Origin of the sequence: Klebsiella sp. R445 (genome assembly GCF_051131755.1) — a bacterium.
Taxonomy (GTDB): domain Bacteria; phylum Pseudomonadota; class Gammaproteobacteria; order Enterobacterales; family Enterobacteriaceae; genus Klebsiella; species Klebsiella lignicola.
This window is the reverse complement of sequence record NZ_CP180446.1, coordinates 504,235-529,249: the sequence shown is the minus strand read 5'-3', so window position 1 is coordinate 529,249 and position 25,015 is coordinate 504,235. Positions and strand designations below refer to the sequence as shown.

21 protein-coding genes and 1 riboswitch are annotated in these 25,015 nt (G+C 56.6%); of the genes, 14 read left to right on the top strand and 7 right to left on the bottom strand.

Annotation, left to right across the window (positions count from 1 at the left end):
• Nucleotides 1–155 precede the first annotated feature (155 nt).
• From mrdA to ACMYSN_RS02460, 5 genes are all read left to right on the top strand, one after another.
• Nucleotides 156–2,078: a penicillin-binding protein 2 gene (gene mrdA, locus ACMYSN_RS02480; RefSeq protein ID WP_462496879.1), complete on the top strand. Its 1,923-nt coding sequence runs from the start codon at nt 156–158 to the stop codon at nt 2,076–2,078.
• Nucleotides 2,079–2,275: 197 nt separating this feature from the next.
• Entirely contained in the window at nt 2,276–3,268 is a 993-nt protein-coding gene (locus ACMYSN_RS02475) for an alpha/beta fold hydrolase (protein ID WP_462496878.1), read from the top strand.
• A gap of 84 nt (nt 3,269–3,352) precedes the next feature.
• Nucleotides 3,353–4,093: a response regulator gene (locus ACMYSN_RS02470; RefSeq protein WP_123754307.1), complete on the top strand. Its 741-nt coding sequence runs from the start codon at nt 3,353–3,355 to the stop codon at nt 4,091–4,093.
• A complete protein-coding gene (locus ACMYSN_RS02465) occupies nt 4,090–5,433 on the top strand; it encodes a sensor histidine kinase (RefSeq protein ID WP_462496877.1) in 1,344 nt (447 codons plus the stop codon). Before ACMYSN_RS02470 ends, ACMYSN_RS02465 begins: the two co-directional genes overlap by 4 nt.
• A gap of 102 nt (nt 5,434–5,535) precedes the next feature.
• Entirely contained in the window at nt 5,536–6,723 is a 1,188-nt protein-coding gene (locus tag ACMYSN_RS02460) for a cytochrome c biogenesis protein DipZ (RefSeq protein WP_462498186.1), read from the top strand.
• Nucleotides 6,724–6,839: 116 nt separating this feature from the next.
• Here the strand turns inward: ACMYSN_RS02460 and ACMYSN_RS02455 are convergent, their stop codons facing one another.
• From ACMYSN_RS02455 to ACMYSN_RS02430, 6 genes are all read right to left on the bottom strand, one after another.
• A complete protein-coding gene (locus tag ACMYSN_RS02455; RefSeq protein ID WP_462496876.1) occupies nt 6,840–8,321 on the bottom strand; it encodes a pyridoxal phosphate-dependent decarboxylase family protein in 1,482 nt (493 codons plus the stop codon).
• 9 nt (nt 8,322–8,330) lie between these two features.
• The gene (locus ACMYSN_RS02450) at nt 8,331–9,716 is read right to left on the bottom strand and encodes an aspartate aminotransferase family protein (protein ID WP_462496875.1); all 1,386 of its coding nucleotides are present in this window, start codon (nt 9,714–9,716) and stop codon (nt 8,331–8,333) included.
• A gap of 306 nt (nt 9,717–10,022) precedes the next feature.
• Nucleotides 10,023–10,958 (bottom strand): type 2 periplasmic-binding domain-containing protein, encoded by a 936-nt coding sequence (locus tag ACMYSN_RS02445; protein WP_462496874.1) that lies wholly within the window; start codon nt 10,956–10,958, stop codon nt 10,023–10,025.
• A gap of 27 nt (nt 10,959–10,985) precedes the next feature.
• Nucleotides 10,986–11,726, bottom strand: coding sequence for an ABC transporter permease (locus ACMYSN_RS02440; protein ID WP_462496873.1), 741 nt, complete (start codon nt 11,724–11,726; stop codon nt 10,986–10,988).
• Nucleotides 11,723–12,451: an ABC transporter ATP-binding protein gene (locus ACMYSN_RS02435; protein ID WP_462496872.1), complete on the bottom strand. Its 729-nt coding sequence runs from the start codon at nt 12,449–12,451 to the stop codon at nt 11,723–11,725. The genes ACMYSN_RS02440 and ACMYSN_RS02435 overlap by 4 nt, the downstream gene beginning before the upstream one ends.
• Complete coding sequence (locus ACMYSN_RS02430; protein ID WP_462496871.1) at nt 12,448–13,143, bottom strand: TenA family protein; 696 nt, start codon at nt 13,141–13,143, stop codon at nt 12,448–12,450. Before ACMYSN_RS02430 ends, ACMYSN_RS02435 begins: the two co-directional genes overlap by 4 nt.
• Before the next feature lie 65 nt (nt 13,144–13,208).
• Nucleotides 13,209–13,310: riboswitch (TPP riboswitch) on the bottom strand.
• A gap of 296 nt (nt 13,311–13,606) precedes the next feature.
• Here ACMYSN_RS02430 and ACMYSN_RS02425 point away from each other — a divergent pair.
• From ACMYSN_RS02425 to ACMYSN_RS02390, 8 genes are all read left to right on the top strand, one after another.
• A complete protein-coding gene (locus ACMYSN_RS02425) occupies nt 13,607–14,734 on the top strand; it encodes a BamA/TamA family outer membrane protein (protein ID WP_462496870.1) in 1,128 nt (375 codons plus the stop codon).
• A gap of 16 nt (nt 14,735–14,750) precedes the next feature.
• The gene (locus ACMYSN_RS02420; protein ID WP_462496869.1) at nt 14,751–15,710 is read left to right on the top strand and encodes a hypothetical protein; all 960 of its coding nucleotides are present in this window, start codon (nt 14,751–14,753) and stop codon (nt 15,708–15,710) included.
• 52 nt (nt 15,711–15,762) lie between these two features.
• A complete protein-coding gene (locus ACMYSN_RS02415; RefSeq protein WP_462498185.1) occupies nt 15,763–16,869 on the top strand; it encodes a DUF4056 domain-containing protein in 1,107 nt (368 codons plus the stop codon).
• 216 nt (nt 16,870–17,085) lie between these two features.
• Complete coding sequence (locus ACMYSN_RS02410) at nt 17,086–18,327, top strand: GGDEF domain-containing protein (protein WP_462496868.1); 1,242 nt, start codon at nt 17,086–17,088, stop codon at nt 18,325–18,327.
• A 19-nt stretch (nt 18,328–18,346) separates the two neighbouring features.
• The gene (locus tag ACMYSN_RS02405; RefSeq protein ID WP_462496867.1) at nt 18,347–18,979 is read left to right on the top strand and encodes a class I SAM-dependent DNA methyltransferase; all 633 of its coding nucleotides are present in this window, start codon (nt 18,347–18,349) and stop codon (nt 18,977–18,979) included.
• Between the two features lie 158 nt (nt 18,980–19,137).
• On the top strand, nt 19,138–20,091 hold the full coding sequence (locus ACMYSN_RS02400) for a hypothetical protein (RefSeq protein WP_462496866.1): 954 nt from the start codon (nt 19,138–19,140) through the stop codon (nt 20,089–20,091).
• Nucleotides 20,092–20,256: 165 nt separating this feature from the next.
• Nucleotides 20,257–20,514 carry a helix-turn-helix domain-containing protein gene (hipB, locus tag ACMYSN_RS02395; protein WP_462498184.1) on the top strand — a complete coding sequence of 86 codons (258 nt, stop codon included), beginning with the start codon at nt 20,257–20,259 and terminating at the stop codon, nt 20,512–20,514.
• Complete coding sequence (locus tag ACMYSN_RS02390; RefSeq protein WP_462496865.1) at nt 20,514–21,872, top strand: type II toxin-antitoxin system HipA family toxin; 1,359 nt, start codon at nt 20,514–20,516, stop codon at nt 21,870–21,872. Before hipB ends, ACMYSN_RS02390 begins: the two co-directional genes overlap by 1 nt.
• On the opposite strand, the gene ACMYSN_RS02385 is transcribed toward ACMYSN_RS02390, so the two are convergent.
• Nucleotides 21,778–23,127 (bottom strand): glycoside hydrolase family 10 protein, encoded by a 1,350-nt coding sequence (locus ACMYSN_RS02385; RefSeq protein ID WP_462498183.1) that lies wholly within the window; start codon nt 23,125–23,127, stop codon nt 21,778–21,780. The genes ACMYSN_RS02390 and ACMYSN_RS02385 overlap by 95 nt on opposite strands.
• A gap of 748 nt (nt 23,128–23,875) precedes the next feature.
• Here ACMYSN_RS02385 and ACMYSN_RS02380 point away from each other — a divergent pair.
• Nucleotides 23,876–24,934 carry a branched-chain amino acid ABC transporter substrate-binding protein gene (locus ACMYSN_RS02380; protein WP_174509025.1) on the top strand — a complete coding sequence of 353 codons (1,059 nt, stop codon included), beginning with the start codon at nt 23,876–23,878 and terminating at the stop codon, nt 24,932–24,934.
• The last annotated feature ends 81 nt before the right edge of the window (nt 24,935–25,015 follow it).

Here is a 25,015-nt window from a genome sequence, read left to right as displayed (position 1 = left end):
CTTACATGGCACCATTATCCTGCCTGCTTAACATGCTGAAACATTTCTCCTAAATCATTAGCAACCTTTCTGTAGGGCTAACGCCTTGATAAGGCTATCCTGCTGCGCTTTTTCTTTTTTTAGCCTTCCATTGAAACTCAAGTGAATTGCCGTTAATGAGCCAATTGAGAGATGAAATACGCGATCACTCAGCAGAAGAGATGCTGTTTATTCGTCGAGCCGTGGTCGCATTTCTACTGGTTGTGGTCTGTTTTGGCGTGCTGATTTTTAACCTCTACCACCTGCAGGTTGAGCAGCATGACTTTTACCAGACCCGATCGAACCAGAATGACATCAAAATGGTGCCTATCGCGCCGAGCCGCGGGCTTATTTTCGACCGTAACGGTATCCCGTTGGTCCAGAACATCACCCTGTATCGCTTAGAGGTGATCCCCAGCAAAATCCCGGATATGACCGCGCTGCTGAGCGCCTTAACGCCGATCGTCGATTTAACCCCGGACGATATCGCCAGCTTCCGCGACGATATGCACCATAACAGCCGCTACAAGCCGGTGACCCTGAAGTCGGATCTCAGCGACGTCGAAGTGGCCCGTTTTGCGGTGAACGAGTTTCATTTTCCCGGCGTTACGGTAGAGAACTACCAGCAACGCGATTATCCCTATGGCGCGCAGCTGGCCCACGTGGTGGGCTATGTCTCGAAAATCAACGACAGCGACCTGCAGCGGCTGGCGAAAAACGGCGAGTCAGAGAACTATGCCGCGGACCACAACATCGGCAAGCAAGGCATTGAAGGCTATTACGAGCAGCAGCTGCACGGCACCACCGGCTATCAGGAAGTGGAGGTGGATAACCACGGTCGCGTCGTGCGCCTGCTCAAAGAGGTGCCGCCGGTCGCCGGGAAGAATATCTATCTGACGCTGGATCTGCATTTGCAGCAGTACATCGAAGGGGTGCTGAAAGGCCAGCGTGCGGCGGTGGTTGCCGTCGACCCGCGCGATGGCGGCGTTCTGGCGATGGTCTCCAGCCCCAGCTACGACCCGAATCCTTTTGTTAAAGGCATTGGTTTTAAAGCCTATCGTTCGCTGCTCGATAACCAGGATCGGCCATTGATCAACCGCGTCACCCAGGGGCTGTATCCCCCGGCGTCAACGGTAAAACCTTATATGGCGCTCTCGGCGCTCTCCGCCGGGGTGATTACCCCCAACACCAGCTTCTTTGGCGCGCCAACCTGGACGCTGCCCGGCACCCAACGCCGCTATCGTGACTGGCTGAAAAGCGGCCACGGGATGCTGAACGTGACCAAAGCGATTGAAGAGTCCGCCGACACCTTCTTCTATCAGGTGGCCTTTGAAATGGGTATCGACCGGATCCATAGCTGGTTGAGCAAGTTTGGTTACGGCCAGTCCACCGGTATCGATTTGAATGAAGAGTATGCTGGCGTGCTGCCGAGCCGTGAATGGAAACAGCGGGTCCACAAGAAGCCCTGGTATCAAGGGGATACCATTTCGGTGGGGATTGGCCAGGGGTACTGGGTAGCCACGCCGATCCAGATGGTGAAAGCGCTGACCACGCTTATTAACAACGGTAAGGTGAAAAATCCCCATCTGCTCTATTCGATGAAGCAGGGCAATAAAGTCGAACGCTACCAGCCGCCGGAGAATACCCCGCAGGTCGGCGACCCGAAATCGCCGTACTGGGGCATCGTGCGCAACGGAATGTACGGGATGGCGAACCTGCCGAACGGCACTGGCTATAAACTGTTCCATACCGCGCCCTATCAGATTGCGGCGAAATCCGGGACCTCGCAGGTCTTTAGCCTGAAAGAGAATCAGACCTACAACGCCAAAATGATCCCGGTGCGCCTGCGCGACCATATTTTCTACACCTTGTTTGCGCCGTATCAGCATCCAAAGGTGGCGATGGCGCTGATTCTGGAGAACGGCGGCGGCGATGGCGTGGTGGCCGGGCCGACGGCGCGCGCTATCCTCGACCACATCTTTGATCCGGCCAATGCGCCGAACGATGATACAGCGGCCGATCCTAACGTTCCGCAGGTGGACAGCGTCGACGCGCAATAACCCGCTAACACCCGGCCAGCTTCTGGCCGGGCACTCTTCGGTATAGATTCAGAGCTGCTTTGTACCACATTGTATCTGGCGTACCGCGCTCTACACAGTGATACAAAAACCCGCCTGTTCCACCATATGCCATATACAAAACCCTGCTTAACTGTTGGCGTACTCTCTTATTTCTCCGTTAACAAGTGGGGTTGCTGATGAACACATTATCTCTGTTTCGTAAAAGTAGCGCGCTGATGCTGGCGTTATCGGCGCTGTGGTCGGCTGGCGTGTGTGCGGCGGAAGATGCCGAGGCCTTCAATCATATTCAACACATAAAGGCCGGTGACCTGAACGTCGGCTATGTCGATATTGGCCCGCGCGATGGTCAGCCGGTATTCCTGCTGCACGGCTGGCCATATGATATCCATAGCTACGAGAAGGTGGCACCGGCGTTAGCGCAAAAAGGGTTTCGGGTGATCGTTCCTTACCTGCGCGGCTATGGCAGCACACAGTTTCTCTCCACCAGCACGCCACGTAACGGTCAGCCTTCGGCCCTGGCGGAAGATATTGTCCAGCTGATGGATGCCCTGCAGATTAAACAGGCCGATTTCGCCGGGTTTGACTGGGGTGCGCGGACGGCGGACATCGTGGCGGCGCTGTGGCCGGAACGGGTGAAATCGCTGGTTTCGGTGAGCGGGTATCTGATTAGCAGCCAGCAGGTGGGTGAAAAACCGCTGCCGCCGCAGGCGGAACTGTCATGGTGGTATCAGTTCTATTTCGCCACCGCGCGCGGTGAGGCGGGCTATCGCCAGAACACCCACGACTTCGCGCAGCTGATCTGGCATCAGGCCTCGCCGGGCTGGACATTCAGCAACGCCGAATTTGCCCGCAGTGCCAAAGCGCTGGATAACCCGGACCATGTCGCGGTGACGGTGAGTAACTATCGCTGGCGGTTGGGGATCGATAAAAGCGAACCGCGCTATGCTGCCTATGAGCAAAAGCTGGCGCAGCTGCCGCCGATTAGCGTGCCGACCATCACCCTTGAAGGTGACAACAACGGCGCGCCACATCCGAAACCGGAAAGCTATCGGGCGAAATTTACCGGAAAATATCAGCACCGTACCTTAACCGGCAACATCGGCCACAACCCGCCTCAGGAAGATCCGCTGCACTTTGCGCAAGCGGTGATTGATGCCGACCGTTTGTAGCCCCTGCGCCGGGGGCGTGGGGTTGCGCTTCCGGCAACAACGCATATTCTTTTTGAGTTGTACTCATTCTGAATGGAGCCGGCATTGGAACATATTGACCACATTTTAGTTGTCGATGACGACCGCGATATTCGCGAACTGCTCAGCGACTATTTGCAAAAGTCAGGCTATCGCGCCACCGGAGCCGCCAGCGGCAAGGCAATGTGGTCGGTATTGCACAGCCAGCATGTGGATTTGATCGTGCTGGATATTATGCTGCCCGGCGACGACGGCCTGACCCTCTGCCGCCAGCTGCGCAACGACGGTCAGCACAATATCCCGGTGCTGATGCTGACCGCGCGTGCCGACGACAGCGATCGTATTCTGGGACTGGAGATGGGTGCCGATGACTATCTGGTTAAACCCTTTGTCGCCCGTGAACTGCTGGCGCGCATTAAAGCCATCCTGCGGCGAACCCGCGCGCTGCCGCCCAATCTGCAAATTACCGAGGCGGGCAGGCTGATCGCCTTCGGCGACTGGCAGCTGGATACCTCGGCACGTCATCTGCTGGATCACGACGGTATCATTGTGGCCCTCAGCGGGGCGGAGTATCGTCTGCTGCGGGTTTTTCTCGACCATCCGCAGCGGGTGCTCAACCGCGATCAATTGCTGAATCTGACCCAGGGACGCGATGCGGAGCTGTTTGAGCGGTCGATCGATTTGCTGGTCAGCCGCTTGCGACAGCGGCTGCGCGAAGATGCCCGCGAACCGGCCTACATCAAAACCGTGCGCAGCGAAGGCTATGTGCTGTCGGTGCCGGTGGCCATCCGTGAGGCGCGGGAATGAAACTGTGGCCCGCCTCGCTGCGCGCCCGGCTGATGGTGATGATTTTCCTCGCCCTGATCCTGACTAACGCCCTGACGCTGTCGCTGCTGCTGTATGAGCGGATGAGCAGCGCCCGTAGCGTGATGCTGGGCAACCTCGAATACGATGTGGCCACCAGCGTGGCGATCCTTGACCGGCTGCCCGCCGCCGAGCGCCCGCACTGGCTGGCACGGCTGGCGCGGGGTAACTACCGGTATCAGCTCTCTGCCGGTTCGAGCGGAGAATATCCCACCAGCTGGCGTTCCCGCGATGCGGTGCGTTCGTTACAGGAGGCGCTCAGCGGACACTATCCGCTTAGTATTGTGGCGCTGCCCGGTCCGCGAGAGCACATTCAGGCGCACGTCATCCTCCACGACGGCACGCCGTTGAGCATCGATCTGTGGCCGCGCTTACCGGCCATCGCCCGCTGGCTCCCGGCGGTGCTGTTCGCTCAGTTTGTGCTGCTGCTGGCCTGCGCGTGGTATGCCGTGCGCCAGGTGGTCAGCCCGATGACCCGTTTTACCCGGGCGATTGATGCCCTTGAACCGGCGGACAGCACTCCGGGAATGATGGCGGAGCAGGGACCGCTGGAAGTGCAGCACGCCGCCCGGGCGTTTAATGCGATGCAGACGCGGATCCACGACCATCTTCAGGAGCGGGCACGGATCCTCGCGGCTATCTCCCACGATCTCCAGACCCCGATTACCCGCATGAAGCTGCGGGTCGAGATGGCCGACGCGCCGGAGCTGCGCGATAAGCTGCTGCAGGATCTTGATAATATGAGCCGCCTGGTCAGGGAAGGCATCGCCTTTGCCCGTTCGGCGCAGCCGCTGGAAGAGAAGCGTCAGAACCTGAGCCTGAATGCATTCCTGGACAGCATTGCGCTGGACTATGCCGACGTCGGCAGGCCGGTGACCTTTACGCCTGCTGCGGGCGATGCACCGGTACGGGTTGCGCCGCAGGCGCTGCGGCGGATTATGACTAACCTGATCGATAATGGCTTAAAGTTCGGTGAATCTGTCGCGATTACCCTGGAATATAGCGACAACGGCGACGCGATTATTGCGGTTTGTGATAATGGTCCGGGGATCCCGGAGGCGTATCTCGATGCTGTGCTGCAGCCGTTTTATCGCCTGGAAAACTCGCGCAACCGCGATACCGGCGGTACCGGGTTAGGGCTGGCGATTGCCGCGCATCTGGCGAGCCAGATGCAGGGTACCCTTAAACTGCGCAACCGTGAGCAGGGCGGGCTTGAGGTCAGCCTGCGCCTCGACGCCGCCGCTTTGTATCCTTCTGTATCTCCCGTGGAAAGCGATACCTGAGCTGACAATACCCCACGATGTCAGACACATTGCCACGACATCCGCCTGCTGTAATGGGCCTGTAGCCACTTCCGGCCACGCGTTGATGATGAGGTGAAGATGATGTCTGTGCTAATCGCTTTTTTTGGCGGCATGCTGACGCTGCTGAGTCCCTGTACCTTACCGGTCATTCCGCTTATTTTTGCCAGCCTGCGCGGGAAACGCGGGCATCTGCTGCTGACCCTCGGCGGTATGGTGCTGATGTTTACCGGCGTGTCGCTGCTGGTGACCGTCACCAGCAGTTGGGTGGTGACCCTGACCGTGGTGGGGCGCTGGCTGGCGTTGCTGTTCCTGGCGTTGGTCGGCCTGAGTCTGCTGTCGACCGGTATCGCCCAGCGCCTGAGCGCGCCGCTAGTGGCGTTGGGTAATCGAATAAACGATCGCAGCTATCGCCAGGCGGGTGGTGCCTCGGCCCTGCTGGCAGGGTTGGCCATCGGCCTGCTGTGGGCGCCCTGTGCCGGCCCGGTGCTGGGGGCGATCCTCAGCGTTGGTTTTCTCAGCGGCAGTTCGGTCACCACCGGGGTCCTGCTGGCGGCATACGGCAGCGGCTGTGCGCTGATGCTGGCGCTACTGGGGTGGTTTGGTTCGCGACTGGTGGCGCGTCTGCAACGCGGACTGGCGTTCAGCCAGCGGCTGCGCCAGGTGGCGGGGGCGGCGATCCTCGCTTCGGTGACGCTAATTGCCAGCGGGGCAGATCGTTACCTGCAAGGGGCCAGCGGCCTGACTCAGGCGCTGGAGCAGCGGCTGAGCGCGGGTCTGCCGATGGTTCAGCCGGCGGCGGTACTACAACCCGTGGCACCGCCGCCTTCCAGCGCGTTACCGTCGCTGGCCGGAGGAAGCGGGTGGATCAACAGTCCGCCGCTGCGCCCGGAAGACCTGAAAGGGAAGGTGGTGCTGATCGACTTCTGGACCCGGGACTGTATTAACTGTCAGCACACGCTGCCGCACGTAGGCGAGTGGGCCAACAAATATCGCACCGAGGGCCTGGTGGTGGTTGGGGTGCATACGCCGGAATACCCGTGGGAACGTTCGCTGCCGGCGCTGCGTCAGGCGGTCGCGCAATGGAAAATTACCTATCCGGTGGTGGCGGATAACGGCTATGCCATCTGGAATGCCTTCGGTAATCAGTACTGGCCGGCCCATTATCTGTTTGATGCTCACGGTCAGCTGCGTTACACCGCGTTTGGCGAGGGGGATTATGCCCGGCAGGAGCAGGTTATCCAGCAGCTGTTGCAGGAGGCCAGAAGCTGAAAACATGTGACGCTGTCACGTTTTGTTTCAGGCATAAAAAAGCCGATAACCACAGTTATCGGCTTTTTGTACGCTGCTGCAACAACAGGCCCGAATGCCAGGCATTCGGTGACGCCTTATTTCGCCAGCAGCTCCTGCGCGGTACGCTCAACCAGATCCAGCAGTACCTTCACGTCATCCAGGGTGACAATCGGGTTCAGCAGCGTCAGCTTCAGACAGGTCACGCCGTTATGCTCGGTCACGCCGACGTTGGCCCGGCCGGAATCGAGCAGCGCGTCGCCGACACGTTGGTTCAGCAGGGCAATGGCTACGGCATCGCTGCCGGCCATCTGCTGTGGACGTGAACGGAACAGTACGCTTGCCAGCTGCGGTTCCATCACCAGCTCCAGCGTAGGCTGTGCCGTGACGTACTCCGCAACGCGCTTCGCCATGGTGACACCATGATCGATGATTTCGGCATACTGTTTCTGACCCAGCGCTTCCAGGCCCATCCACAGCTTCAGGGCATCGAAGCGGCGGGTAGTCTGCAGCGATTTGGAGACCAGATTCGGCACGCCATGCTCTTCATCGAACTCGGAGTTCAGATAGGCCGCCTGGTAGCGCATCAGCTCGTAGTGACGCGGATCTTTTAACAGGAACGCGCCACAGCTGATGGTCTGGAAGAACTGCTTGTGGAAGTCCAGGGTAATGGAATCCACGCACTCAATGCCGTCCAGATAATCGCGATACTGCTCGGACAGCAGCAGCGCGCCGCCCCATGCCGCATCGACGTGCAGCCAGATCTGATGCTCTGCCGCAATACCGGCAATGGTGCGCAGCGGGTCGATAGCACCGGCGTCGGTAGTACCGGCCGTTGCCACGATAGCCATGATCTGCTCACCGTTGGCCTGCGCCTCAGCGATTTTCGCTTTCAGGTCTTCGACATCCATGCGCGCAAAGCGGTCAGTTTTGACCAGCGTGACGGAACGGTAGCCGAGGCCCATCAGCGCCATGTTCTTCTGCACCGAGAAGTGGGCGTTTTCAGAGCACAGCACTTTGTACTTACGAATATCGCCCGGCAGACCATCCTGCTGGATTGAGTGACCCTGACGTGCAAAGAACGCATCGCGCGCCAGCATCAGGCCCATCAGGTTGCTCTGGGTGCCGCCGCTGGTGAATACACCGGCGTCGCCTGGCTGGTAACCCACCCGGACACGCAGCCATTCGATCAGCTTCATCTCGATGATGGTGGCCGACGGGCTTTGGTCCCAGGAGTCCATGCTCTGGTTGGTGGCGTTGATCAGCACTTCCGCCGCCTGGCTTACCACCAGGCTTGGGCAATGCAGGTGCGCCACGCACTGCGGGTGGTGTACCGACAGGCTGTCTTTCAGGAAGTACTCGATCGCACGTTCAATCGCCGCCTGGTTACCCAGACCCTGCTCGGTGAACTCAAGAGTAATGCGCTCGCGTAGTTCGGCGACGCTTTTCCCTTGGTACATCTCAGGCTGCTGCAGCCACTGCGCGACGGCCTGGCTGGTCTGGTTGATAACCTGCTGGTAGGCCTCAATACTTTGCGGCGAACCGGCAAGGATCGGATTCAATTTGGACATTGCGGTCATTCGCTCCATTCAGACCGGTTTTACACCGGCGGCCAGCATGGCCTGTTCAAATTTGTCGAGGAAAATCCCGAGCTCAGCATCGCTGATCAGCAGGGACGGCAGCAGGCGCAGTACGCAGCCACCGCGACCGCCGCGCTCAAGGATCAGGCCCGCTTCGAAGCATTTCTTCTGCAGCAGGGCAGACAGCGCGCCGTCAGCCGGGTAGCAACCCATGTGATCCTGTGCGTCGTTCGGGTTAACGATCTCAATACCGATCATCAGGCCCAGACCGCGAATGTGGCCCATCACCGGGTAGCGTTTTTGCATCTCGGCCAGTTTGCCTTTCAGCCACTCGCCCTGTGCCGCAACTTTGCCAGCAATGTTGTTATCTTTCAGGTGACGCAGGGTGGTCAGGCCGGTTGCCATCGCCAGCTGGTTGCCGCGGAAGGTGCCGGTGTGGTGACCTGGTTCCCAGGCATCAAACTGTTTCTTGATACCCAGAACGGCCAGCGGCAGACCGCCGCCGACGGCTTTTGACATCACAATAATGTCCGGCTCGATGCCGGCGTGTTCGAAGGCAAACAGTTTACCGGTACGGGCAAAGCCAGCCTGAACTTCGTCGATGATCAGCAGAATGCCGTGTTCCTGAGTCACTTTACGGATGCGCTGCAGCCACTCGACCGGAGCCGGGTTTACGCCGCCTTCACCCTGAACGGCTTCAAGGATCACCGCCGCCGGTTTACGCACGCCGCTTTCCACGTCGTTAATCAGGTTTTCGAAGTAGTAGGTCAGGGCTTTGACGCCAGCCTCACCGCCGATACCCAGCGGGCAGCGGTACTGGTGCGGATACGGCATAAACTGCACTTCCGGCATCATGCCGTTAACGGCTTCTTTCGGTGACAGGTTACCGGTCACCGACAGCGCACCGTGGGTCATCCCGTGATAGCCGCCGGAGAAGCTGATAACGGAAGAACGACCGGTGTATTTTTTCGCCAGCTTCAGGGCCGCTTCCACGGCGTCAGCGCCGGACGGGCCGGTGAACTGCAGGCAATATTCTTTCCCTTCGCCAGGCAGCAAAGAGAGCAGGTATTCGGAGAAGCGATCTTTTAACGGGGTGGTCAGATCGAGAGTATGTAACGGCAAGCCGCTGGTAATGACACTTTGGATGCTTTGCAGCACATCAGGGTGGTTGTGGCCAAGGGCCAGGGTCCCAGCACCGGCAAGACAATCCAGGTACTGTTTGTTATCCGCATCGGTTAACCACACACCTTCCGCTTTAGCAATCGCCAGCGGCAGCTTACGTGGGTAACTCCTGACGTTCGATTCGAATTCAGCCTGACGGGCCAAAAAGGTTTCGTTGTTAGCGTCCAATAAATCTGCACTTAAAGTATCAATACGGACTTTATCCGTCATCATATCACTCCCACAACCAGCGCTACGGTTGAGTTCTGGTTGAATAATTGGTTTAAGAAAATGAATCGCCATTCATAAAGCGCGCACAATATATGGCTTTTTAAATCTGCATTCAACGTTTTATTTATTGAGGTATTTTTACGTTAATTTTACATTGCCAAAATCAATGATAACCACCTGATTTTCATGGTTTATTTTTAACGCATTAACAGCAATAAAAGTGTAATTTCTGGTAAGTAAATCAGCGGTTGGTAATTACCGCTTCGCTGGGTTTGCTGACGGAAAAAGTTCCGTCAGCGGTAGGGTTACTCACTGCAGTTCAACCGCATAATTGCTCAAAGGTGTGATTTTTTTGAGCAACTTGTTGTTATATAAAAACTGTTCGTAAGCTTCATAGCGCGACTTATCCAGCGCCGCCGGATGATCGGCAAACAGCGGCACCGTTTGTATCCAGGCCTGCTTGTTCAGTTCGGTGTTGAGCTCCGGGTGGGCGGCGGCAAAGGTCTGCCAGGTCTCCTGCGGATGGGCGCGCAGATAGCTCACACCCTGTTGTAGCGCCACGAGGAACTTTTTGATTTTCGCCGCGTGCAGCTGGTCGCGATTGGCGACAATCACCAGTTCGTCATAGGCCGGGACGCCGAAATCTTCGACGTTCATCACCTGCGGCGCTTTGCCCTGCAGTTTCAGCTCCAGCGCTTCTATATTACGGTAGCCGCCAATCACCGCATCAACCTGGCCCGCCAGCAGGGCGCTGGTCAGCTGGAAGTTAACATTGATCAGGCTGATACTTTTCGGGTCGATATGGGCGTTCTGCGCCATGGTCGCCAGCGTCGCCTGCTCGATACCGCTCACCGAATACCCGACCTTTTTGCCCTTCAGGTCGGCCGGGGTTTTGATGCTTTTATCGAGGGCGATCACCGTGTTTAACGGCGAGTCAATCAGCGTGCCGACCCGGACCAGCGGCAGCCCTTCATCGGCGAAGAAGTGCACCTGCGGCTGATAGGTTATCGCCAGGTCCGCCTGGCCTGCGGCCACCAGACGCGGCGGCAGCGCCGGATCGGACGGCGGAACGATCTTGACGTCCAGCCCCTGGGCTTTGAACGCGCCAATCTGCTCTGCCACCATAATCGGGGCGTGGTCCGGGTTGATGTACCAGTCCAGCACCAGCGTCAGCTTTTCGTTAGCGACGGCCTGCCCGCTGAGCAGGGCGCTGAAGGTCAATCCGGCGAACATCGATTTTTTCATGGCTATTCCTTGTTTCCGTGTCGGTCATTATTCCGGCGACCAGTTAATCAGCCGGTGTAAAAAGGCATCTACCGCCAGCCACAGCAGGACCGTCAGCAGCACTAAAATAAACAGGGCGGCAAAACAGACGTCGGTCTGCATGCGCGCATTGGCGTTGAGCATCACGTAGCCGAGGCCTTCCGCCGACCCGACCCATTCACCGATGATCGCGCCGATTGGCGCGACGGCGGCGGCCATCCGCAGACCAGAGCCGAGCGCCGGTAGCGCCGCCATCAGGCGTACGTGACGCAGCTGCGCGCCGAAAGAAGCGCCCATGGTGCGGGCCAGATCGAGATAGTCGTGATTGACCCGCCGCAGGCCATCAAAAAATGCCGAGGTCACAGGGAAGAAGATCACCAGCACCGCCATCATGACTTTGGCGCTCATCCCGAAGCCAAACCACAGCACCAGCAGGGGGGCGAGGGCGAACACCGGAATAGCCTGGCTGGTCAGCACCAGCGGCATCAGCCAGCGCTGCAGCCGTGGCGAGACGATCATACACAGGGCCAGCACCACCCCGAGCAGCACGCCAAGCGCCAGACCGCTGAGGATCTCGCTGAGGGTGACCAGGGTGTGCCAGCTCAGCCAGCTGCGATTAACCCACAGGGCTTCGGCCACCGCCGCCGGTGACGGCAGCAGGAACGCCGGGATACCGCTGCGGCTTGCCAGCCACCACAGCAGCAGCAGGCCACAGAACACCACGCCGCCGCGAAACAGTTTGCCGCTCATCCATTGGCCCTCATCAGCTGTTGCAGCAGTTCGGCCTGGCTGGTCAGCAACAGCGGATCGTCCGGCGCACGGGGCGGGACTCCCGCCAGATGGTGTGAATCGTCCATGCCGCCCGCCGCGAGCGAGAGCACCAGCAGCCGATGGCTCAGCCGGCAGGCTTCCATCGGATCGTGCGTAATCAGCACTACGGTGCGATCAACCAGCAGCTCCGCCGCCAGCGTCTGGATGCGCGTGCGGGTAATGGTATCCAGCGCGGAAAAGGGTTCATCCATCAGCACCAGCGGGCGGTCTTCGTATAAGGTGCGTGCCAGCGCCGCCCGCTGACGCATGCCGCCGGAGAGCGCGGCGGGACGATCGTCGGCGCAGTGGCTGAGCCCAACCTGTTCTAACAGGCGGTTCACGCGCGGCGTGTCGGTGCGCTCTCCGCGTAGCCTGGCCCCTAACGCGACGTTCTCACGCACGCTCAACCAGGGATACAACAGATCTTTTTGCCCCATCCACGCCAGACGGTGGCCGAGCGGCTCGCCGTCGCTGGCGTAAACCCGCCCGTGAGTTGGCGAGGCCAGTCCGGCGATAATCCGCAGCAGGCTGGTTTTACCCACGCCGCTGGCCCCCAGCAACGAGGTCCACTGCCCGCCAGGAAGATCGAACGACAGATTGGCGAAAATCATCCGCGAGCCAAACTGCAGGCTCAGCTCCCGGACATGAAGGGTCGGGGCTGTCACGCCGTAGCCTCCGTGGCGGCATTCAGCCCCATTTGCCAGAAGTTTGCTTCCAGCCGCGTTGCGGTGGCGAAGATTTCACTGAGATCCGCGAAGCGCGATTCGGCGCCGCGCTGTTGCCACAGGGTTTCCAGCAGACCAATGGCGGCAGTGACGCCCTCGAGATAGCCGGCGTCGCCGTAGTTGCGGATCCACGATGCGTAGGGGTTATCGGTAAAGCGGGTTTCCGGGTCGTGCAGCAACCCGAGGCCAATCTCCGCGTAGCCGGCGACGCAGGGCATCAGCGCCACCAGCAGATCCAGCGTATCGCCGGAATGGCCAATATCCAGCACGTAGCGGGTGTAGTTCACCGTTTCAGGGGCTTCGCGCTCGGCAGCCATCAGCGCTTCGTCCAACCCCCAGCCGGCGCAATAGCCGACATGCAGCGGCAGTTCGCCCAAAATAGCGTTCAGTGAGGCGGACGCGGCGCGCATCTCCGGCAGGGTGCGCAGTTTGCTGACCAGCAGGGCATAGCTGCGGGCAAAGTGGATCAGGAACAGATAGTCCTGGGTAAGATAGCGGCGGAAGGCCGGTTCGGGCAGGGAGCCGTCAGCAAGCTGGCGAACAAAAGGGTGGGCGACGTAGTGCGTCCAGTCGTCTCCTGCCTGCTGGCGCAGACGACCATAAATACCCTGGGTGAAGAGGGGAAGAATCACAGGACCTCCTGAGTAAGGGGAGATCCGGGCGTGCGGAAGTATGAACAGGCAATGGCGGTAGCGTGGCAAAATTGCCGACCCGTCCCTTCGCTGGCATGACCCAGATCAGGTTCAAAGGGTTCGGCTTACGCCATCTCAGCCCTCACGGGACACCCCTCGGTTGCGCCATGTTATACGGCATTCACTTTTTGATTACAATCCCCTGGTTCATCGCTGAAAAGCGACAGAATAAGTGACAACGTCACACCTTCTGGCAACGGCAATCCGCCTCGCTCGTTGCATATTCACGTTAACTTTTGTTAGCAATTTGTGTGCTAAATCTCCTTATTTTGTCCAAAATTAAAGAAAACCTGTTACCGAAAATTGGTAGTTCAGGGCGCCATAGGATATATTTTTGCTATCTGAAACCCATTATTCTTCAGTTACCTGGGTGTTCAGAATCCATCTTATCCCCGGAGAGTGCATGAAGTTTCCGCTTTCAACCTTACTGCTAGCGCTTATCGGGCCGCTTTCTACTTCTGCTACAGCGAGCAGTCTGTTTGATCCTGAAGATGGCATGGTGGACATGAGCCACTACCTGCAGGACAACCAGTACGGATTTCTTCCGGTGCCGATGGTCATTACCGAGCCGGCGGTGGGCTACGGCGGCGGTCTGTTTGGTCTCTTTTTGCACGGTAAAGGCACCCACAAAGGGGATAATTTTATTCCCCCACCGATGACCGCTTTTGGCGGCGGCGCGACGCAGAACGGCACCTGGTTTGTCGGCGGCGGCCATCGCCATACCTGGAATGACGACCACATTCGTTACCTGGTGATGATGGGCTACGCCAATATCAAACTCGATATCTACGGCGACGGCTTAAGTCATTTTGATCAAAACAAGGCCATTCACTCACAAACCAAAGGCTATGGTGGGTTACAGAAACTGCTGTTCCGCGTTGGCGATTCGCCGGTGTTTGTCGGGGCTTCTCAGGTGTACGCGAAAACCGATATTTCAGCCGAAAACCCGGTGGTCAATCGGGTCTGGCAGCAGGTATTTGGTCAGGAGAGCACGTCGTCGGCTTTAGGGATGGTGGCTGAATATGACACGACGGATAATTTTTTCTATCCTAAGAAAGGGTTATCGGTGCAGGGAGAGTACCGGTTCTACCGCTCATTGTTAGGCGGCGATTATCACTACAACCAGTTCTCTTTAGACGGGAAATACTTTTTTCCGCTGAGCCGCACGTTAACGCTCGCCGTCGCCGGTAACTACCAGTCATTAACCCATCACGATAATCGCCTGACGCCAATGGCGCGTCCTTATATCGAATTACGCGGCATCTCTCGTTACCGCTATCAGGGCGATTACGTGACGACCGCACAAACCCAGCTTGCCTGGGAGTTTACGCCGCGCTGGATCCTGCAAGGATTTGTTGGCGTTGGCAGCGCTGCCGATGAGGCGCATGCATTGTGGGACCAGACAGAAGTGGCGTGGGGGACAGGTTTTCGTTACCTGATAGCGCGCCAGTATGGATTACATACGGGGATAGATATCGCCTTCAGCGAGCATGAACAGGCGGTCTATTTTAATGTAGGTTCCGGACTTTAAGGTCAGATAAAAGAAAATGCGATGGACTAAAACCGTAATTACGTTGTTGTTAACGTCGGGTACCGCCTGGGGGGCCACCACTGCCGACAGTACCGGCAGCAGTAACGACAGCTATTTCCCTATCTGGGGTGATGAAGCAAGAGCGCGTGGATATTCCATTCCGCTGCCGTTCGGGGTCAATTTAAGTTACATGAACATTCGCCAGGATATCCTGGTCGACAGTATCTCTTTTTCCGGTCTGGCGCTTGGCAACCACGCCATACCCAGCGATATGTTTGCCATTGACGCCGGTCATACGCGGCAGAAAAGCAAAACTGAAAACCTGCGTCTGGATATGTGGGTGTTTCCTTTTCTTAATGTCTACGGCATCGTCGGCCACACTCGTGGCTCCTCGTTGTCAAAAGTCTCCGTTGACGCCGACCCGTCAAAATACCGCGGTCTGGACCGGGTGATTGCCGGGTCGGTGCATCGTTTGTATGAAAGCGGCCAGCTGCAAAATATCGACTTCGCGCTGGATTTTAAAGGGACCACCTGGGGCACCGGCTTTACCCTCGCCGGGGGCTATGGCAACTGGTTTGGTCTGGTGGATACCAACTATACCCGCACCGATTTCGATATCCTCGACGGTAAAATCTCCGCCACTACCGTGTCACCGCGGGTCGGCTACCGCTTTAATCTGCAGGGCATTGCCGGGCCGTCGAACTTAAGCATCTGGGTGGGCAGCATGTACCAGAACGTGCAGCAGGAGTTCAAAGGCAACCTCTCTGATTTGCACATGCCGCCGGAGCTTCAGCCGTTAATCGCCGCCGTCAATAAAGACGATCAGGGCAAGTTCGATGTGAAGCAGCGTCTCTCTTCGCCGTGGAATATGCTGATCGGGGCGCAATATGAAATTACGCAGAATTTTAACGTGTTAACCGAGATTGGCTTTAACGAACGTAACAGTTTCTTTGTCGCCGGAGAGTACCGTTTTTAACATCACAGGCGCTGTTTGTGATGCATAATTTTCTGTCCTGGAGACAATGTTAATGCGCAATGGCTTGTTTGTATTATTGGCGGCCGCTTTTTCGGTCTGTGCCCAGGACCCGGTATTGCCGATCGTTCCCGTTTCTCATGTGACACCGGTGGTCAGTCATCTGACGGCGCCGGAATCGCTGCGTCCGTGCTGTGCTTTTGGTTACGACCTGCATGTCAGGGCTATCGGGGTGCCGATTCCGGTTTATCAGATTGGCAACGTCTTAACCCTCGATACGCTGGGGCGGCATCATTACAACGACAGCGCGTTAGGGGCGGTCAAAAATCTGGTGGGGCTGAGCGAAGAGAAAAATGGCCTGATCTATACCCGGCGCGGTGGGTTTATTGATATTGCCCACGTGCGCGATACGGCAGACAACACCTTTTATCTGTTTAGCCGCATTTTCCCTAATCTGGGGCAAAGCGGGCGGGTGTTCTACAGCGAAGAACTGGGGGTACGGCGAATTCAGCTGAATGCCTTTACGCCGCCGGCTTCTATGCACCAGCGCTATGAAATTGCCGCCTGGCTGGCAGGCTATCTGGCCTATGAGCTGGCGCAGTGGCACGAGATTGCTCAGTGGTATGGTTTCCAGTCGGTACCGGGTTTTTCGGAAGAGATCTCGGCATTTTCACCAGAAGATCTCTATTCGAATCTGCTGGGCGCCAGGCTTGCGATCAACGTTATTCTGCAAGGCCATGTTGACTCCGTCGACGAGTATAATCAGGCCATGGAGAGCGCGCTGAAGCAGGTGCTGGTTAAATTAACGGTGGCGCCACGCAACGAAACCGAAGCGATGTTCCGCAAGCTCGATGGCGACTGGTGGAACAGCAAGCGGCGGGTGCCGGATAAATTCCTGGTGCTTAAACGGAACTATGCGCTGAGCGATACGCGGTTGCCGACGCCGGTGCCGTTCGAAAACGCCATTCCATACCAGCTTACGCTGCCGGTGTCGGTGGATGGCTTTACGCTTGCTCAGCTTGGGCAACTGCAAATTCATCCGGGACATGATATGCGCTCGTTGCCGATGCCCGATGGCTTCTATACCCCGGAGCAGTTCCAGGGGCTGGCCGACCGCGCGCAGAAGGCGGATAAAACCCAGCTTGAACGCATAGAGAAATAATAAAATACGATAAACCGGGTATTTTCCCGGTTTACGTAATGGCATGGCAAAGTTTGTTGTTGTGCCTTGTATTAATGCATAAAAAAAGAACTATACTTCCCCCGTCTTCATCATGTATCGACATTCCCTGAATCCTCCAATTTCCTTTATCCCATGGAGGGGTATTGGCGACAGGTTATTATTTTGATGCGTGGTGCCTGTCAGATGGAGGGCTGCATGTTATTAAAAGAACTAACGATTTTTGATTTATTAAGTACTCCTGTATGGGTAGTTCATCCTTTTAAAGAAACCATCGTCTATGCCAACCCTGCCTCCAGAACGCTCAGTGGGGAGATGTCGCTGGACGAGATGCGCAAAGGTAGCGTCTCGAGCTGCCCGGAGCTCAGCCTGCAGAACTACCTTTACTATTTCAAAAATATTGTTGAAGTATTCGAAGTCTGGACAATAAAAGCGACCGAAGGTCTGATTTCGGTCTATTGTAAAACCACGTTAATTAAATCAGCAGAATATGACACCTTAATTCTGTTTGAAGCCGTGAAGATTCTGCAAAAGAATGAATCGTTAAGCGTTGCGGCCTCTCAACATTACAAGCGACGCAGTAATCGCTTTTTTGCCCGTTTTTTTATGACCAGCTCAGCGCCCATGTTGTTAATCGATCCGGCACAAGATGGCCGAATTATTGATGCGAATATTGCCGCCCTGCGTTTTTATAATTACACCGCCGAGGAGATGCGTACCCGCCATACCTGGCAGATTAACTCGATGGGCCGGGATGTGCTGCCGGTGATGCATAGCGTGGCGAACCTGCCGGGCGGGCATAAGCCGCTCAATTTTACCCATGTGCTCTCCGATGGATCGCTGCGCTACGTTCAGACCTACGCCGGGCCGGTGGTGCTGCACAACATTCGCCTGATGCTGTGCATTATTCATGACATAACCGAAGAGGTGCACCTGAAAAAGGAGCTGGAATTTGCGGCGACCCACGACCCGTTAACCGGGCTGCTCAACCGCCGTGAGTTTTATCGCATTGTGGATTCGTCATTATTTAAAATGGAAGGTTTTTGCCTGCTGCTGGTTGATGTCGATAATTTCAAAGCCATCAATGATAACCACGGTCATCAGAAAGGTGATGAGGTGTTGCTGGCGATTTCGCGCATTCTTGAAGCCGCCGGCAAGCCACAGGACAAAATTTATCGCTGGGGCGGCGAGGAGTTTTTGTTGTTTCTCCCGGCCACCGCCATCGACCGGGCGCTGGAGATGGCCGAAGCGATTCGTCTGGCGGTGAGTCATTTCCACATTCCAGAACAGGGGGCGAGTATCACCGTCAGCATTGGCGTCGCCGAGCATCAACAGAGCGAGCAGATCGATCAGTTATTTAACCGTGTTGATAAGGCGTTGTATGCTGCCAAGAAAGAGGGGCGCAATAAAGTGAAGCTCTATCTGGTGGAAAAATACTGAACCTGAAGGGAAGCGTACTATGTCATCCAATGAGAACGGCATTCCAGATCATCCGTGCGCCGAGGATATTATCGATCTGTATGAGCGATACGCGGATCGTTGGGCCGTGTTGCGCCCGACCAGCTTGTTTGAGCAGTCCTGGCTGGACGCATTTCTGGCACAGGTCAGACCCGGCGGTGACATTCTGGATATCGGCTGCGGCAACGGCACGCCGATCGCGGGGTATCTGCTACGGCAGGGGTTTTCCGTCAGCGGGGTGGACAGCTCTGCCGCGATGATTGCCCGCTGTCGTCGTGACTATCCCGGCCAGCAGTGGCAGGTCGCGGATATGCGGAGCCTGGCGTTGGCAAGACGGTTTGATGGCCTGCTGGCCTGGGACAGCTTTTTTCACCAAACCCGGGATGCGCAGCGGGCGTTGTTTCAGCGGTTCGCGGCCCACGCCAATCCCCATGCGCCGCTGATGTTTACCAGCGGCACCGGTAACGGTGAGGCGATTGGCCAGTTTGAAGGGGATGCGCTGTATCATGCCAGCCTGGCGCCGCAGGAGTATCGCCAGCTGCTGGACACCCACGGCTTTGATGTTCTCCAACACGTAGTTGAAGACCCGCACTGTGGCGGGCGGACGATCTGGCTGGCCGTTAAACGCCCCTGATCGGTCGTCTGCCTTGCGCGCGCGGGTGAGGCCGTGAGAGGAGGAATGTGAAACTGCCGCTATACTCAGTGATAATGGCAACTGTCTGTTTTGTTTGTATGATCAGACGCGATTGAACATCCCATCTTCTGCTCCATGGCTGAGGTTTCAACGACGAAATGAGGGGCTCTTTGCGCCGTACTTCCACGCTGTTTAGCGTCTTATTGCTGGTGTGTCCGGCCAGTTTCGCCCTTGACGGCAGTCAGTTAAAACAACGCTCAAATGCCGTGCTGATGCTGATGAGCTACACCGTCGTGCCGGATGTCACCGCCAGCGACCTGAATATTGGGTCCGGCACAAACGAGAAAAACCAGCTGTCGATTACCCAGTTTGGCGGCGGGGCCACCTTAAGCCAGCAATTTCCCATTTATCTGGAAGGCACTCTGGGTTACAGCCGCTATGATCCGCAATTTGTGGTGAGCGATGGTGATCAAAGTCGCAAAGTGCCGACTAAATGGAACAGTCTGACCGGCACCGGCGGCATTGGCTGGGACTTCAAACTGTACACTGATAAATCGGGCGGCACGCTGGTGCTGCGACCGATTTTCAATTTTATGCTCGGGACGATGGCCAGCGATGTGCGGATTGGCAGCAGGGTGGTCGAACATCGCCGGGATGCGGATTTCAAGTTTCTTGACGGTGGCCGGCTGAATGCCTACGGGCTTGGCGGTTCGCTGATGCTCGACTACGAGCTGTTCTCTGAGGTTCAGGATATCGATGTCGAATTACGCTATTCCGGTATGAGCCTGCAAACGTTCGGCAGCACGCCGGAAGCCGTCAGCGGACACTCCAGCGCGGAAAACCTTGGACTGTACCTGCGTCGACGGGCGCCTGTCTCCGACTGGACGCTGCTGAAAAGTCCGGTGCGCTACGTGCTGGAAGGGGCGCACACCGAGTATCTCGGCGATCAACGCGGAACCCTGGGGTTTAACGGACTCACGTCCCTTGGCGTCGGGCTGGAGCTGGACAGCAGCAAGTATCCCGTGTTCATCAGCCGCACCCGTCTGGTGGCGCGCTATATGTTCGGGGATAACACCCGAGGTTATGGCATCGGCCTGGCGATGAGTTTTTAATTCCTGCCGACTGAGTACCGCATTCTCTTGTTTATCCCCTTGTGGGGATATCATCGCCATTATCCCCACAAGGGGATATTTTATTGGTTGACTTTATCCCTATCAGGGTATAAATAATGCTTTATCCCCACAAGAGGATAAGGAGAGGGCGTGAGTGATTTACCGATGATATACAGTCCGGTCCAGTTGGCGAACTACCTTAAGTTAATGCGCCAGAAAAATCAGTGGACGCAAAACGATCTGGCCCGGCGGATAGGGATCAAGCAGGCCACCATTTCTAACTTTGAAAATCATCCAGATAAAACGTCGCTAACCACGTTATTCAAAATTCTCCAGTCGCTGGAAATGTCGATGGTCATAAAGGCGAAAAACGGCGACAACAACACTGAGCATGACGACAACACAGAGGATCTGAACTGGTAATGGCAACTCTGGAAACATGGATGAACAACGAACGAGTTGGCGAGTTAGTTAAACAAGCTAACGGGGCGCATATTTTCCGCTATGACGATGCCTGGATGCGTAACCCTCGTGCCAGACCACTCTCCCTGTCGCTGCCGTTGCAGTACGGTAACATCACCAGTGACGCAGTATTTAATTACTTCGATAATTTGCTGCCAGACAGCCCCGTGATTCGGGACCGGATCGTCAAACGCTATCAGGCACGGTCAAAACAGCCCTTTGATCTGCTGGCCGAAATTGGTCGGGACAGCGTCGGGGCAGTGACATTGCTTCCGCCAGGTGAAAACAACGGACAGAGGACGTTGCGCTGGAAGACGCTGGATGACAACGCGCTAGACGCGCTGCTGACCGCCTATCAGGCCGATATTCCACTCGGTATGGTCAATGAGCATGATGACTTTCGCATTTCAGTGGCTGGCGCGCAGGAAAAAACCGCGCTGCTGAAAATCGGCAATCAGTGGTGCATTCCTACCGGAACCACCCCCACCACCCATATCATTAAGCTGCCGATCGGTGAAATACGCCAGCCCGACGCGGTGCTCGATCTGAGCGAGAGCGTAGACAATGAATTCTTGTGTTTAGCGCTGGCCCGGGCGCTGGATTTTACGGTGCCGGACGCCGGAATTATTCAGACCAGGAACATCAGGGCGTTGGCAGTCGCGCGATTTGACCGACGCTGGGCGCTGGACAACACGGTGCTACTGCGTCTGCCACAAGAAGATTTGTGCCAGGCGTTTGGCCTCCCTTCATCGATGAAGTATGAGTCAGATGGCGGGCCGGGGATTCGTCAGGTTATGGCCTTTCTGCTGGGCTCAAGTGATGCGCTGAAAGATCGTTATGACTTTATGAAATTTATTGTTTTCCAGTGGCTAATGGGCGCCACGGATGGCCATGCAAAGAATTTCTCAGTGTTCCTTCAGCCCGGAGGCAGTTACCGGCTGACGCCGTTCTACGACATTATTTCGGCGTATCCGCTGCTGGGGGGTACGGGACTGCATCTGAGCGATCTCAAACTCTCGATGAGCATGAAGGCCACTAAAGGCCGAAAAACGGAGATTAGTACGCTCTATCCACGTCATTTTTTAGCCACCGCCAAAGAGGTGGGATTTGCTCAGGAGCAGATGCTGGAGATTTTGCACTATTTTTCCGACCACATTCCCCAAGCGATTGAGGCGGTAACGCGTACTTTACCGCCTGATTTCTCACCGTCGGTCTATCACGCCATTACTTCTCACCTGCAAAAACGCCATTCACGCTTGCGGACTGCGCTGGCGTCACCGGCTTCTGACCGTCACCCCAGCGGCTTTTCAGATAGTTGACCGCCTGCTGGGTTTGCGGCTGGTTGAGATAGTTCTCCCGGAACAGAATGGTGCCCTGGATTTGCGGCGTCGATTCGTTTAGGTCCAGCTGTTTTTTCAGCTCCGGCACGCCGCCGTTGACCATCCAGTCAGGCTCATTTTTGGACGGTTCGCCAACCTTATAGAGCGCAATACCAATATACAGTCGGGTTCCGGTCGGCTTCACTACGTCTGCCCACCATTTTGCCAGCACATCATATCGCGCCGCATCGCGGGCGAAAGGCCAGTAAATCTGCGGGGCGATGTAGTCGAGTAGCCCTTGCTGCACCCAGCTGCGGGTATCGGCAAAAGACTCATCGTAGGCCGCCGCGCCGCGGGTATCAGACCCCGTCGGATCGTGGGAGCGGTTACGCCAGACGCCAGCGGGGCTGACGCCAAATTCAATCGTGGGATTCTGCTGCTTGATAGCCTTTGAGACCTGGGCAATCAGCTGTTGGGTGTTATGCCGCCGCCAGTCCGCCTTTGAGGCATATCCCTGACCGTAGGTGCGGTAGGTCTGATTGTCATTCAGGGTAGAGCCCGGCGTTTCGGTATAGAAGTAGTCATCAAACTGGACGCCATCCACCGGGTAGTGCTCCACCACTTCGGCAACGATGCTGGTGATCCAGTCGCGGACTTCCGGAATACCGGGGTCGAGGACAAAGCGGTCGCCGGAAGTTCGGATCCAGTCACGATGCAGCACGAAGACGCTGGCGGGGGTTTGCGACAGCGTGGCGATAAGCTCGCTGACGGTACGAGGCCGGGTATTCACGGAAACGCGATAGGGATTAAACCAGGCGTGTACCCGCATCCCGCGTTTGTGGGCCTCATCCAGCATAAACTTCAGCGGATCGTAGCCCGGATCCTGACCAATTTTACCGGTCAGCATATCCGACCAGGGCAGGATCTTTGACGGCCACAGGGCGGTACCATCCGGTTTAACCTGGAAAAACACGGTGTTGATCCCGAGGCTTTTCAGCTTATCCAGTTTGGCGGTCAAAGCGTTCTGCTGCTGGCGGATGCGCATCTGCGGATCGCTGAGGGTAACGGACTCCACCGGCGGCCAGTCGAGGCGGGATACCGTGGTCAGCCAGACGCCGCGTACCGGTTCATTGCTGCGGGGCAGACCGGGCTGTTTAATCGGCGACGGCAGCGGGGTTACCAGAGATACCGGCGGCTTGCTGGTGCAATGGACCAGCAACAATGCGCCGGCGACGGCCAGGCCGGCAAGAGTGATTTTAGAGACAACACGCGCGCTACGAGAGCAGTGGATCATATACGCCAGCTCGTGAAAGAGTTGCAAAAGGGACATTGTCCTATGATGCGCCGCTAAGTCAATCAGCGCGACGGTATCCCGGCGATCCCGTCGGCGCACATAGCGTGAAATTTCCGTTTCCGCCAGCGCCCGGTGAGGCACGCCTTGATTTCTATTAACTTCTTGTTAGTTTGTTCACACTACTGCAACAAAATTATTCACTCTCATGATCATTTTCGCACTTTTGCACCAGGCCAGTGCGCAACGGCGAAAAAGAGCAGCTATGTTTAGCTCGCTGGTCAATATGGACGCCTCAGTTCCCGACTCGCCACGTGATGGCAACAGACCTCCTGACTTGTACTGAAATGCACATTAGCCGGAGGCGGTAAGCGTGGCGATCACGCGTTACCTCTATCCATCAGTAAGCGATCTGGCTTGTCATTTCTCCCTGGCGGGATTATTGCTTCTTCCACCCCGGCTATACCCGTCATTCTTCAAGCTGCCCGGGTGTTGGCTGCACCCGTTCACCCAGTCACTTACCTGAGGGATTTACGGTCTTGCAGCCTACAGGCAACTCGAATTATTTAGGGTGTATACAGTACATACCAAACAGTAAATGATATTTTCCGCGCCATTTCATGGCGCCAGGCTATAGATCGCTGAGGAATATCGAATGTCTCTGAAACTTAAAAAGTTAGCTCTTCATTTTGCGATTGCGGGTTGTATGAGCGTGGCATTTTACGCACAGGCGGATGTGAAAATAGGCGTCGCAGGACCGTTCACCGGCCCCAACGCCACCTATGGCGCCCAGTACTGGAAAGGGGCATCGCAGGCGGTCGCGGATATTAATGCGGCAGGAGGAATCAAAGGCGAGAAAATTGTTCTGGTTCAGGGCGACGATGCCTGCGAACCGAAACAGGCCGTGGCGGTGGCCAACCGTCTGGTCGATGAGTCTGGAGTTTCTGCGGTGGTGGGTCACTTCTGTTCTTCCTCGACCATGCCTGCATCAGAGGTGTATGACGAGGCCGGTATTCTGACCATCACCCCAGGCTCGACTAACCCGTTAATCACCGAGCGCGGCATGAAGGACATGTTCCGCATGTGCGGTCGTGACGATCAGCAAGGGGCCATTGCGGCGAATTATATGCTGGATGTGCTGAAGGCCAAAAAAATCGCCGTGATCCATGATAAAGACACCTACGGCCAGGGGCTGGCGGATGCCACCCGTGCCGCGTTGGCGAAGCGTGGCACCAAAGAGGTGCTGTACGAAGGCTTATCCCGTGGCGAAAAGGACTTCAACGCGCTGGTCACCAAGATTGGTGCGCTCAAGCCTGACGTGGTCTTTTTCGGCGGATGTCATCCGGAAGCCGGTCCGCTGGTTCGCCAGATGAGAGAACAGGGCGTTCAGGCCAAATTCTTCTCCGGCGACTGTGTGGTCACGGAAGAGCTGGTCACTGCCGCCGGTGGTCCACAGTTCACCAACGGGGTGCTCATGACCTTCGGTAAAGACCCGCGCACGATCCCTGAAGGGAAAACGGTGATCGAAAAATTCCGCGCCAGCGGTTTTGAACCGGAAGGCTACACCCTGTATGCCTATGCCTCGATTCAGGCAATTGCCGCCGCTTATAACGCTGTCGGGACCGATAACACCAAAGCCAGCGAATGGCTGAAAACCAATAGCGTCGATACCGTCATGGGTAAAAAAGCCTGGGATGGTAAAGGCGACCTGAAAGTGTCGGATTACGTCGTTTATCAGTGGGATGACAAAGGCAAATATCATCAGCTTTAACGGCTAGCTGACTTTTCAGGCCCTGGAGTAACAAAGGGTGTGACTCGTAAAAAAGGCAGCGTATGGCGGGATGCGCCGTCG